We start from the raw sequence: 12,202 nt of genomic DNA, 5'->3' as shown, positions 1-12,202 counted from the left end.
CACGTAACCGGGGCGTGCCTTGGAATTCCCTGTGCGTCCAGGTCCCGGATCGGGCACTGTCTGCGGGGCCGCCCATAATGGAATCCCTGATCGGGACAGCCTGATCGATCCACCGGGAGGCGCTGTGTCACGTTCCCTGAGCTCCGGGCTCCGCCCGCTGCGGCCTGCCGCTTTCGGCGCGGACCCGGCGGGAGAGCGACTCGAGCGGATCCGGAGGTCGCCGAACTTCGCGGACGGCAGCTTCCAGAACCCGGTGGGCGCACGCACCAGGCCCGCGGGTTCCATGATCGAGTTCGCGAAGGTCTTCTTCGCCAAGGAGGGGCGCGTCCGCCGGGCGCCCACGGGCACCGTCCCCGTGCACTCCACGACCCTCGCCGACCTCGCCAAGCCCCCGGCGAGCGGCCTGCGACTCACCTGGATGGGGCACTCCAGCGTCCTCGCCGAGATCGACGGCCGCCGCGTGCTGCTCGACCCCGTCTGGGGTGAGCGCTGCTCCCCGTTCTCCTTCGCGGGCCCCAAGCGGCTGCACCCCGTACCGCTGCCGCTCGCCGCGCTCGGCCCGGTGGACGTCGTGGTGATCTCCCATGACCACTACGACCACCTGGACCTGCCCACGATCCGGGCGCTGGCCGACTCGGACACGGTGTTCGCGGTGCCGCTCGGCGTCGGCGCGCACCTGGAGCACTGGGGCGTCCCCGCGGACCGCCTCCGCGAGCTCGACTGGAACGAGTCGACGAAGGTGGCGGGGCTGACCCTGACGGCTACTCCCGCGCGCCACTTCTGCGGCCGCGGCCTGCGCAACGAGCAGCACACCCTGTGGGCGTCCTGGGTCGTCGCCGGTCCCGAGCACCGCGTCTACCACAGTGGTGACACCGGCTATTTCCCCGGCTTCAAGGACATCGGCGCGGAGCACGGGCCGTTCGACGCGACGATGATCCAGATCGGCGCGTACAGCGACTTCTGGCCCGACATCCACATGCGTCCCGAGGAGGGCATGCGCGCCCACCTCGACCTCCAGGGAGGGCCCGGCGGCGGGCCCATGCTGCCGATCCACTGGGGCACGTTCAATCTGGCGCCGCACCCGTGGTCCGAGCCCGGCGAGGGCACGCTCGCGGCGGGACAGCGGGCCGGGGCCAAGGTCGCGCTCCCGTGCCCGGGCGAGCCCTTCGAACCCACGGCCGAGACGCTTCCCGTCCAGCCGTGGTGGCGCGGCGTCGCCACGCAGCCCGCGGAAGGCCGGCCCGAGGCGGAGCCGGCGGACCGGCCGGACGCCGGCGCGGCAGCCGGGAAGGGCGCAGGGGCCGGCTCCGGCGAGCAGGAGGCCGTACCGGCGGTGTGAGGCGGCGTCAGCCGCAGTTCACGAACTACGCGTTCACTGGCGGGGTGTGCCGCGGCCCAGTTCAGGCGGCCCGGCCGTAAGTGGGCAGGGGCTGTGCGGCCCTGGCCTGCAGGCGGCGTTCGACGGCGCCTGCAGTCTTCATCAGCGGGCCGGCGCTGGCGTGCCGGTCGGATCGTCCAGTGGGCGGAACGGCAGGGGCGGGCCACTGCTGCCGGGTTCGGGGGGCGTCGTACCGGCGATGGCGTTCACCCGCCCAGCAGAACGGCCTTGTTGAGGGCCAGCCATTGGCGTTCCGCGTCGATCTCCTCGGCGTCGCCGCGCCGCAGCATCAGGTCCCACGGGGCCCGGCCGCGCCCACCCTGCTCGCGGATGCGGGCCGCCTCGCGCACCTGCATGCGGTCCAGCGCCGCCAGCACCGCGTCCGGCCCGATGCCGCCGCCATAGGCCTCGCAGAGTCCGAGGAACCGCTCGTGCACCGGAGCGCCGTCCGGGAAGCCGCAGCGAGCCTGCACTCCGGCGTCACGCAGCGGCACCGCGTACCAGGCGAGTTGGGCCAGATCGTCGACGGGCTCGCCGGGTTCGGCGAAGTCCCAGTCGATGAACCCGGCCAGTCGATCGCCGCTCCAGATGGAGTTCCACATCCCCAGATCGCCGTGGCGCACGATCTGGCCCGGGCGCCACCGCGCGTCCGGCGCGAACCACTCGGCGTCCTGCGGCGGCCGGAAGCCGCGAACGGCCTCGTGGTAGTCGCGGGCCCACCGCCCCAACTTCCGCAGACCCTCCGCGCCTTGGAGGGCCGGCCCCCACGGGTTCAACCCCGGCTCGCCGTGCAACAAGGACAGCACCTCGCGGCCGTCCTCGTCGAAGCCCAGTACCCGTGGAGCGCCGTGGAATCCGGCCGCCTCGAGGTGGGCGAGCAACGCGTGCACCAGCGGGGTCCAACGGCCGGGAGGGCGCCGGATGGTGTCGCCCACCCGCTGAACCGTCGTCACGGTGCCCTGGTCTGTTCCGCCGTCCTCAATCACGATGGAGAGCGTATCGACAGGCCGGCGCCCGCATCAGTCCGACGGCTGCTCCCGACAGGCTCCGCCTCCGCTGCGACGTCTCTCCGACGATGGAACACCCGTACCCATGACCGGTCGGGCGTCCAGAACTGTTATCGGTCTGTCGTACGAAGCCTCATACCAGAGCGGGACCTGGGCCGCCGGACTTTGGCAACTGCCCACCGCATGTGAGCCGTCCCCGACTACCGTGTGTGCTCGCTGAGCGACGCAGCGGCGGCATTCCCACCCGCTCCCGGCCGGGAGCGCGATGCCGCCTGCCCGCCTCGCGCCGACCCGCAGGAGCCCCCACGTACGAGGACGCCGAATGTCTCACCTTCGCCCACCGGCCCCCCGCGCAGACCGCCGAGAGGGCGGTCGGCACGGCAGGCCGGGCGGCCGGTCCGTCCCCCCGCAGCCCGAGACCCACATACGGCCCCAGCTTCTGCGCCTAGCCGTACTGCCCCCGCTCGCCGTCGCCCTGAGCGCCAGCGCGGCCGTTCTCTTCACCATCCGCTCCACAGGCGCCCGCCCCGGGCTCGCCCTGTGGGCCGTCCTCGCCGGAGCATGCCTCGTCACCCTGGCCGGCATCGTGATCGCCGCCGTGGCTGCCGACCGGGCGGCCAGGACCGTACGCGAACGGGTCGGTGTCCTGCGCCGTGCGAGTGCGCGCGGGCAGGGTGAACTGCGCGGTCTCGTGGAGCAGTTGCGTAAGGGTGAGGGGCTGCCGCCCCGCAGGCAGCCTCCCGCGGCCGCCCCGGACGCCGACGAGTTCGACCTGCTGGCCGCGGACATGACGCGCGCCCAGGACGTGGCTGTCAGCGCCGTCGTCCAGGCGTCCCAGCTGTCCAGCCACGCGGGCAGCGAACAGAAGGTCGAGGTCTTCGTCAATCTGGCCCGGCGCCTGCAGTCCCTCGTCCACCGCGAGATCTCGATCCTCGACGAACTCGAGAACGACGTCGAGGACCCCGACCTGCTCAAGGGTCTGTTCCACGTCGACCACCTCGCCACCCGGATCCGCAGGCACGCCGAGAACCTGGCCGTGCTCGGCGGCGCCGTGTCCCGGCGCCAGTGGAGCCGCCCGGTCTCCATGACCGAGGTCATGCGGTCGGCCATAGCGGAGGTCGAGCAGTATTCACGGGTCAAGCTCGTCCCGCCGGTCGACGGGACCCTGCGCGGGCACGCCGTCGCCGACTGCATCCACCTGCTCGCCGAACTCGTCGAGAACGCCACCGTGTTCTCGGCACCGCACACCCAAGTCCTGCTCCGCGCCAACACCGTCACGTCCGGTCTCGCCATCGAGGTCGAGGACCGCGGCCTCGGAATGCCCGTCACCGAGCAGAACAAGATGAACACGCTGCTCGCCGACCCGGACCAGGTCAACGTCGCGAGCCTCCTCCAGGACGGGCGCATCGGCCTCTTCGTCGTCTCGCAGCTCGCCCGCAGACACGGCATCACGGTCCGGCTCCAGAGCAATATCTACGGTGGTGTGCAGGCGGTCCTCGTCGTGCCGCAGAGCCTGCTCGGCGGCGACGAGAACGAGCCCGCGCCGATGCCACGGAGCGCCGCGGACGCGACGGACGACAGCGCGCAGACCATGCACCAGCGGCACCAGGCGCATGAACGGCGACTCTCGCAACACCAGAACCAGCAGGAACGGCAACACCAGCTCGAACAGCAGCCTCAGCCACAGCCCCACCGCCGGCCACCGCAGCCACAGCCACAGCCCCAGCCCCAGAACCAGCTCCACCGTCCCCCTCAGCCCGACCTCCACCCGTTCGACCCCCAGCCGTACGAGGCACCCCATCAACCCCCGCCGCCCCGCGAGACCCCGCACGCCGGCATGGCCGTCGTCCCGCGGCAGCCTCAGGGCGGTGCCTCCGACGGCAGGCATTCCGGGGCGAACGGCGTCGCGCCGCCCCTCCCGTTGCGTACCGCCAGGGACGAGCGACGGACACCCGCCGACGCGCTGCCCGGCATCCGTGCCGAGGACCGGAAGGCCACCGGGGAGCACACGCCCGTCCCGCCGACCCCCGTCAACGGCGCTGTGCGCGGCACCATGGGGCGGCCCCAACTCCCCAGACGGCGCGTCCAGGAACACCTCGCGCCGCAGCTGAGGGGCGGCCCGGCGCAGCGGCAGGAGCGCCCCGAGAACGAGGCGCCCGTACTCCACGACCCGGGTCTGATGGCGGCGTTCCAGCGCGGCATCGGGCTCGCGGAGGCGGCCGAGGCGCGGGATCCGACCCTCGGGGTGCGCGACCTGCCTCAGGCCGGTCCCGAGCCGACCGGCGGCCCCGCCACCGGGTCGCTCGCCGCCTACGAACCGGACGCACGGCACGACGGGAGCGATACGGCCGGATGACGTTCGCCCGCCACCTGTGCGCCCACCCACCGTGCGCCCGCCAAGTGCCGCAAGCAGTCCCGCACTTCCCACAGTCAACGCACCCCCAGCAGTCCACCAAGGAGTCGATCCCCTATGGCGAGCGATGTGCCGACGGGTCATGTGTCCGATCTCGACTGGCTGATGAGCGGCCTCGTCCAGCGTGTGCCGCACGCCCGCAGCGCCGTCCTCCTCTCGTCCGACGGGCTGGTCAAGTCCGTCCACGGCCTCGACGCCGACAGCGCCGACCACATGGCGGCCCTGGCGTCGGGCCTGTACTCCCTAGGCCGTAGCGCGGGCGTCCGTTTCGGGGACGGGGGCGAGGTCCGGCAGGTCGTCGTCGAGCTGGACTCCACCCTGCTGTTCGTCTCCACCGCGGGCTCCGGCACGTGCCTCGCCGTGCTCGCCGGGCGTGAGGCCGACGCCGCGGTGCTCGGCTACGAGATGGCCATGCTGGTCAAGAGCGTGCGCCCGTACCTGATGACCGCACCCCGCCAGCACGCGGCCGAACCCACGGCGATGAGGAACTGAGCATGACGGCCCCGCAGGACGGGCCGTGGCTCGACGCAGCGGCCGGCCGCCTCGTCCGCCCGTACACGGTGAGCAACGGGCGGACGCAGCCGACCACTTCGCTGGATCTCCTGTCGCTGGTGATGGCGACCGGGGCCACCCCGCTCGGCTACCTGGGGCCCGAACACGGCGAGGCGCTCAAACTGTGTGCCCACCCCACATCGGTCGCGGAGATCGCGGCCCATCTGAAACTCCCCGCCGCCGTCACGAAGGTCCTGCTGTCCGACCTCGTCGACTGCGGGGCGATCACCACCAAGCCCCCCACGTTCCACGACAACCCCACTGACCGGTCCCTACTGGAGGCAGTGCTCGATGGACTACGACGACAGCTCTGACGCCTTCCCCACCGCGCTGAAGATCCTGGTCGCGGGTGGCTTCGGTGTCGGCAAGACGACCTTCGTCGGCGCGGTCAGCGAGATCGCCCCGCTGAGCACGGAGGAGCTGCTCACCACGGTCAGCGCCGAGACCGACGACCTCGAAGGCATCGAGAACAAGGTCGAGACCACGGTCGCGATGGACTTCGGGCGGATCACCCTGGACCCGGACCATGTGCTGTATCTGTTCGGCACGCCCGGGCAGGAGCGCTTCTGGTTCATGTGGGACGAGCTTTCCGAGGGGGCGCTCGGCGCGGTGATCCTCGCGGACACCCGCCGTCTCGAGGACTGCTTCGCGGCCGTCGACTTCTTCGAGGAGCGCGGCATGGGGTTCATCGTGGCCGTCAACGAGTTCGACGGCGCCTACCGTTACGACCCCGACGAGGTGCGGGCGGCCATCGACCTCGACCCGCAAGTGCCCGTCGTGCGGTGCGACGCCCGGATCTCCAGCTCGGGCATCCAGACCCTTCTCACCCTCGTCAGGCATCTGCTCGCCCACGCCCCCGCCCAGACGTACGGGGCCCGCACATGACGGCGTCAGACGGTGACCGTCCCGCCGTCGGGGAACGTGATCCGCACCTGCCCGCCGTCCCCGGGGGCCGCCACGCATGAGATCGACTCGCGCAGGGCCTGCGGATGCACGACGTCGCGCGTCAGGACCGCGAGCGTGACATGGACGCTCGGACCTCCCGGGTGGCCGGTCGAGCGGAGGTACGGCGTCGCCGAGTGCGGGCCGTAGGCGTTGGCCTCGACCTCCCGTGCGATACCGGACTCCTCGTCCCAGCCGTGCAGTGCCACCACCGCGCTGGTCACCCCGGACTCCGTGCGCGTCAGCGCCCAGCCCGGGCCCCGCTCGGCGTGGACGCTGGTCTCGTCGGCGACCGCGTAGCCGCCCTCGCGCACCGTCACGCCCGCGGGAGCCTGCACCCGGTGCACGCGGATCTCCCACGGCCCGTGCAGCACGGTCGTCGACTCGATCGGGAACTCCTCGTCGAATCCCGGCAGTTGGGCGTCATGACGGGACGAGGCGACGCGCCCCTCGCAGGAGACCGGGTGGATCCGGCGCCGGCGCGACGGGGTGCCGTCCCCCGCGACGAGCGCCACATGATTGTCGACGGTCCGCTGCCAGGCGTGCGGCGCCGACTCGGGCGCCGTTGCCGTGGAGTAGGCGAGCTTCGCGTAGTGCGGATCGTCCGTGGCGGGACCTTCGAGCGGGTTGTGGTCGCTGCCGTGGTTGATCAGCCGCACGATCCCGTCGTGGGGCGTGCCGTGCAGCAGCCAGCCGGGCGCGGGCAGCGCGGTGTACTGGATGGCCCGCTCGGCCTTCTCGACGGGCAGTTGCGCCTCGCGATCGGTCCACACCGGATGGTCGGCGGGCAGCAGCAGTCCGAGGAACCCCTTGCTCGCCCAGTACGGCGAGGCGGGGCCCGAGTAGGGCTGCGTCGTCGGCAGGAACGTCCCGTACCAGCCGAGCGGCAGCAGGCCCCGCTCGTCGGGGACGCTGCGCTCCACGAAGTGCCGCGCCGTGCCCGACGCGAGGCGCCGGGTGAGCCCCGGCTCCAGCGGGGTGCAGTCCGCGAGAGCGCCCATCCACACGGGCGCGGTGGCGGCGAAACGGTACGTCAGTGAGCGGCCCTGGTGCACGGGTGCGCCGTCACCGCCGAAGAAGTGCGGGTAAGTGGTGAGGAACTGAGACAGGCGCTCCCGGTAGACCTTCGCGCGGCCGCCGTCGCCGTCCGGGCCCGCCATCCGCGCCCACAGCAGCGGGTACAGATGCATGGCCCAGCCGATGTAGTAGTCGAAGTTGCGGCCGTCGCCGTCGGTGTACCAGCCGTCGCCGACATACCAGTCCTCGATACGGTCCAGGCCGCCGTCGATGTCGTCCTGGCTGTACGGAGCCCCGACCGAGGCCAGGAACTGCTCCGAAACCACCTGGAACAGACGCCAGTTGTTGTCCCAGGTGCGGCCGCCGACGAAGCCGGAGAACCAGTCCACGATCCGCTCCTGGACCCGGGAGTCGAGCTTGTCCCAGATCCAGGGGCGGGTCTCGTGCAGCCCGATCGCGATGGACGCGGCCTCCACCATCTGCTGGGAGCAGTCGGTGAGTTCGGGCCACGCCTCGCCGTCGAGGCCCGTGCCGCGGCCGCGGTCGGTGCCGGTTGTCAGACCCTCCGCGTAGCGTTCTACGAGTCGGGGATCCACGTCCCCGCCGGCGCCCGCTATACGGAAGGAGGCCAGCAGGAATGACCGAGCGAACCCCTCGAGCCCGTCCGACACGACGCCCGACCAGCTGGCCCGCCCCGGCAGCCGGTACTGCGCGAACCCAGGCGTCGCGTACGGGACGAGCGCCTCCAACTGCCGGTCGGCGAGCGCCTCCCAGTGGGCCCGCGTCCAGCCCGTGAGCGGGGACAGGACACGGTCGGTGGGCGGCAGCGAGAGGTGCGGTGCGGGCATGGGGGCGTGTCGCTCCTTGATCGGAAGTGGCGGGCCGGGGGTGACCCTATGCGCGCCCGGGACGGACGTCGACGGTCGGAATTGACGGACATGACCTCATGCGAGCTCCGCCGTGTGGCTGTGCCCGCGTGAGCCCGCGACGTCGACCGTCAGGACGGGCCGGCGGCCCGGGGTGAGCCTGATCGTGTCGTCGGCACGCGTCACCTTGCTTACGGGGAAGGGGAGTTCGACCGTGAGCGTCGACCCGGTGCGGCCGGGGTCGGCCACGGCGACCGCGATGGCGTCGCCGTGCCGCCGCACCAGGACGGTGCCGGGACCGGACGACGTGAGTCCGCCGGCGCTGCCGGGACCCCAGAAGTGCGCGGCGAGGAGCCCGAGGCGGCGCGCCTCGACGGCCTGGACCGTGGCGTCGTTCGCCACGATCCGCACGGGCCGCGAGTGCGCCCAGACCCCGGTCGCCACGGCGCTCGCACCCGGCAGGAGCACATAGGCGTACGAGGAGTCGGTGGGGGAGGAGCCGTGGTCGAACCACAGCGTGACGTAGCGGCGGGTGACCGGGTCGGCGTCGCCGCCGGTGTCCGCACCGGAGTTGAGGGCGCCCCACGTGCCGGTGCGCTCCTCCCGCAGCGCTCTCAGCGGGACGGCGCCGCCCGGCTTCCGTCCCGGATGGTCGGGAAAGACGTAGCCGCCCGTGCCCTCCAGATGCGCCCAGTCGGCGCCGGACAGCGATGCGGACGAGCCCTGCTCGCCCGGCTGCCGCCTCCCGTCCACCAGGAGGCGCGGCGCTCCGTCCGTATGCAGACTGCGGTTCTCGACGACGGTCTCGATCGTGCGGCCGTCGCTCGCGGTGATGCCCGCGCCGAGCGCGACGACCGCGTTGTCCAGGCAGAACCACGCCTTCCGCGCCTGCAGGGTGCTGCCGTCGGCGAGGAGTTCCATCGCGGCCGCGCCATAGCGGTCCTGGAGGACGGCGCCGCCCGCCACGGCGTTCTTCGGGCGGTACGTTCCGGTGCCGGCCCCCGTGCCGAGGTCCGCACGCGCGCGCGTGTCCACCGTCGTGCCCGGCAGCCGGTACGGGTCGACGGTCGGCCAGAACCCGTCGCCGAACTGGCCGAGGTCGTCACCGTCGTACAGGTACGTCATACCGTCGCCGGTGTACCAGCCGTGCAGGTTCTCACCGTTGCCCGCCTCGTAGGCCGCGATGCGCTTCGAGGAGAGCGACAGGGCGAGCGCCCAGCCGGGGCGCCGGTGCACCACGCGGTCCATGTCGGCGAACGAGAAGTGACCGGTGAGACGCTCCGTCGCCGGGATCGCCTTGTCGTCGAGGACAGCCTTCGCGCGCGCCAGAGCCGGGATGCCGACGAGACCCGTGTACGGATTGGCCTTGTTGCGGCTGATCCACCCCTTGGCGAGCGCACGCCAGCGGTCGGCGTACGGGGCCGGGGCGCCCGCGGCGAGCTGAAGGATGTAAGTGAGGGTGACAGCGCCGTCGTTGTAGTCGCGGGCCCGCTCGCGGGAGATCGCCCGCCCGCGCAGCGCGTCCATCATCAGCCCGTCGAACATGACGGGCGAGAAGGACCGCTCCACCGCCTCGTAGAGCACCGACACCTTCGGGTCGTTCAGGGCCCAGTCCGATCCGGCGAGCAGCGCGATCAGCTGCCCCGCGCTGCCGAGCAGCACACTGCCGTACGTCCCCGTGTAGGCGACGCTGTCGTGCTGGACGAACGACCCGTCCTCGTAGAAGCCGTCGCCCGAGGTGACATAGGTGAACAGGCTGCGGCGGCCGTTGTCCCGCACGTCCGACAGGCCGTCGCGGGCCAGCGCGACGGTGGCCGCGTCACGGGCGAGGAGCCCGCGCAGGGCCACGATGACGGCCTTGTCGGCGCGGTTCGCGCCGGTCTCGGCGAGGGAGGGGGAGTTCGTGCGACGGTCGGGGTTCGGGCAGAACTTCGCGACGGTCGCGACGTATCCGGCCAGATCCGCGGCAGGCAGCTTCGACCGCAGGAGCACGCAGGTGTCCATCAGCGCCCGGGGTGCGCCGATCTCCCAGAACCACCAGTTGCCGGACTCGCCGCGGGCCGGGTTGTAGCCGGTGCTGCCCAGGAAACCCAGCGCCGCGACGAGTGTCTCAGCGACCTCGGCGCTGCCGGTCAGCGAGGTGCCGGGGGTGGCCCAGGCGGTGGCCAGGGTGCGCAGGCGCGGATAGCTCTGCCCGAACATTCCGGGGTCCGACGCGGGGGAGAAGTCGGCCCACAGCGCCTTCCTGCCCGCGCTCCGGTCGAGGTCCCTCCACCAGGCGGACGCCTGCGTGTCGAGGGCCTTGACGGCGGCCGCGAAGTCCGGATCGGCAGTGTCGAACGCGCCGCCGGTGAGCTGCTCCTCGGCGCGTGCCAGCAGTACGTCGAAGGCGTCGGCGGCAGGGGCGTCCGCCGCTTCTGCGGTGTCCGCCGCCGTCGCGACGCCCGCTGTCAGGGGGAGCGTCGCCGCGGCGGTCGCGCCCGCGAGGGTCAGGGTCTGTCTGCGAGTGAGGTCCATGTTCGGTGGGTCCCCTCCGGGTCGGTCGCGTCGGTCACGTCAGTTGGGTCAGTCGGTCAGCGTGGCCGGTTCGACGGTCGGCTTCGGCAGCTGGAGCGCGGCGATCTCGGCCAGTCCGGTGGCGTCGATGGGGAAGGCCCAGTCGCGGCTGAAAAAGTCCGTGAGGTCGCGGCCGGAGACACGGCTGGCGTAGGTCGACAGGGCGCGGTACCGCTTGGCGGTCTCGGTGTAGTCGGACTGCGGGTTCTCCTCGCGCACAAGCCGGTGCAACCGCGGCCAGAAGTCGTCGCCGAAGGCCAGCTCCAGCTGCCGCAGCGGCACGAGCTTCTCGTAGGCGCCGAAGGACTTCTCGTACGTCAGCCCGTCCGTGCCGAACTTCGCGCGTGCGGACTGGAAGGGGTTGAGGCCGGTCTTCGGGTCGACGGTCAGAAGGTTCGACGGCTGGCCAAGGGCCCGCTGCACCGCGAGCGAATAGATGTTGACCGTGACCTCGGTCAGGCCCGTCGGCTTGTACGCCATCTGCTGATGCAGGTGACCGAGTTCGTGGTAGAGGCCCCAGCCCCGGGTGCGCAGCCCGTCGACGGTGGTGGCGCGGTCGAGATAGGCGCGCGGGAAGCCGTTGTAGCCGTGCGTGGCGTAGGCGCCGACGCCGGACGGGACCACCGACACCTCCGTGAAGTGGTAGCCGCCCGCCTTCGGCCGGTGCACCGGCTTCGACCCGTCGAGCCCGCTGATCCGCGACTCGGCCTCGATGATCTCCTCGACGAGCCGGAGCAGCGCCGCGTGGTCCTGGTCGCGGTACAGGAGCGCGCCGTCGCGCGTCAGCGTCATGATGGTGCGCAGCGCGTGCAGCTCGACCACCGGTACGTCGGCGAGGGTGTCCAACTGCCGCTGGTAGTCGGCCTCGGAGGTGTGGCCGAGCGAGAAGACGGGCATCGCGGTGGCGCCCGCCCTGAACTTCACGGCGGCGCGCTCGCCGTGGCCTTCGAGGGAGAAGTAGACGGGACCGCCGTGCGGGTCGGTGACCGTGTTGGCGCCGGGCTTCAGCGCATAGCTGCGCGGCTCCGTCACCGTGCCGTAGTAGTCCCACTGCCCGATCCAGAGCGTGGGTACGAGGCCGTCGTAGGGCAGCACGTCGATGCGCAGCGCGGTCCCGGCCGGGACGTACTGCCCGGTCGGCTGGAACTCGGTGGCGCGCAGGGCCTGTCCGAGGCGGAGGCGCTCGGTCTCGGCGGAGGGGCGCGCGATGAGCGGGACGGTGAGGCCGACACCGCGCACGTCGTGGGCACTTGCGGTGCCGGTGCCGAGGAGCGTGGCGGCTCCCGCGCCGGCCAGGGTGGCGAGCACCGCACGACGGGAGAAGCCCGAGGTGGCGGGGGTGTCGGCGGGGACAGCGGCGTCGGCCGAGGCGGCGGAGGGCATACGGGCAGGGCGCATCCAGAGACTCCCATGGGGATCAACAGCATCGGAGTGATGTGCGGGCTGCGCGCCAGCATGTAAGCGTTTGCTA

The 12,202-nt window shown here is 72.2% G+C and carries 9 protein-coding genes; 5 read left to right on the top strand and 4 right to left on the bottom strand.

Annotated features, from left to right (window positions below):
• The first annotated feature begins 124 nt into the window (after nt 1-124).
• On the top strand, nt 125-1,339 hold the full coding sequence (locus OHA58_RS04560; RefSeq protein ID WP_405476677.1) for an MBL fold metallo-hydrolase: 1,215 nt from the start codon (nt 125-127) through the stop codon (nt 1,337-1,339).
• A 245-nt stretch (nt 1,340-1,584) separates the two neighbouring features.
• Here OHA58_RS04560 and OHA58_RS04555 read toward each other — a convergent pair whose 3' ends face one another.
• Nucleotides 1,585-2,364 (bottom strand): aminoglycoside phosphotransferase family protein, encoded by a 780-nt coding sequence (locus tag OHA58_RS04555; protein ID WP_405476676.1) that lies wholly within the window; start codon nt 2,362-2,364, stop codon nt 1,585-1,587.
• A gap of 343 nt (nt 2,365-2,707) precedes the next feature.
• Between OHA58_RS04555 and OHA58_RS04550 the strand changes: the two genes are divergently transcribed.
• From OHA58_RS04550 to OHA58_RS04535, 4 genes are all read left to right on the top strand, one after another.
• A complete protein-coding gene (locus OHA58_RS04550; protein ID WP_405476673.1) occupies nt 2,708-4,741 on the top strand; it encodes an ATP-binding protein in 2,034 nt (677 codons plus the stop codon).
• 114 nt (nt 4,742-4,855) lie between these two features.
• Nucleotides 4,856-5,290, top strand: coding sequence for a roadblock/LC7 domain-containing protein (locus OHA58_RS04545; protein ID WP_340459920.1), 435 nt, complete (start codon nt 4,856-4,858; stop codon nt 5,288-5,290).
• A 2-nt stretch (nt 5,291-5,292) separates the two neighbouring features.
• On the top strand, nt 5,293-5,664 hold the full coding sequence (locus OHA58_RS04540) for a DUF742 domain-containing protein (protein WP_266675527.1): 372 nt from the start codon (nt 5,293-5,295) through the stop codon (nt 5,662-5,664).
• Nucleotides 5,642-6,235, top strand: a complete 594-nt coding sequence (locus OHA58_RS04535) for a GTP-binding protein (protein ID WP_405476670.1) — start codon at nt 5,642-5,644, stop codon at nt 6,233-6,235. Before OHA58_RS04540 ends, OHA58_RS04535 begins: the two co-directional genes overlap by 23 nt.
• 5 nt (nt 6,236-6,240) lie before the next feature.
• Here OHA58_RS04535 and OHA58_RS04530 read toward each other — a convergent pair whose 3' ends face one another.
• The 3 genes from OHA58_RS04530 to OHA58_RS04520 all read right to left on the bottom strand — a co-directional run bounded on the left by OHA58_RS04530 (nt 6,241) and on the right by OHA58_RS04520 (nt 12,129).
• Nucleotides 6,241-8,157 carry a DUF2264 domain-containing protein gene (locus OHA58_RS04530; RefSeq protein WP_405476667.1) on the bottom strand — a complete coding sequence of 639 codons (1,917 nt, stop codon included), beginning with the start codon at nt 8,155-8,157 and terminating at the stop codon, nt 6,241-6,243.
• 96 nt (nt 8,158-8,253) lie between these two features.
• On the bottom strand, nt 8,254-10,692 hold the full coding sequence (locus OHA58_RS04525) for a polysaccharide lyase 8 family protein (protein ID WP_405476665.1): 2,439 nt from the start codon (nt 10,690-10,692) through the stop codon (nt 8,254-8,256).
• Nucleotides 10,693-10,740: 48 nt separating this feature from the next.
• Nucleotides 10,741-12,129, bottom strand: a complete 1,389-nt coding sequence (locus OHA58_RS04520) for a M60 family metallopeptidase (protein ID WP_405476662.1) — start codon at nt 12,127-12,129, stop codon at nt 10,741-10,743.
• Nucleotides 12,130-12,202 lie beyond the last annotated feature (73 nt).

Source organism: Streptomyces sp. NBC_00009, assembly GCF_045040855.1.
GTDB classification, from domain to species: domain Bacteria; phylum Actinomycetota; class Actinomycetes; order Streptomycetales; family Streptomycetaceae; genus Streptomyces; species Streptomyces aureus.
The sequence above is the reverse complement of the archived record's forward strand: the minus strand, read 5'-3'. Positions and strand labels throughout refer to the sequence as shown.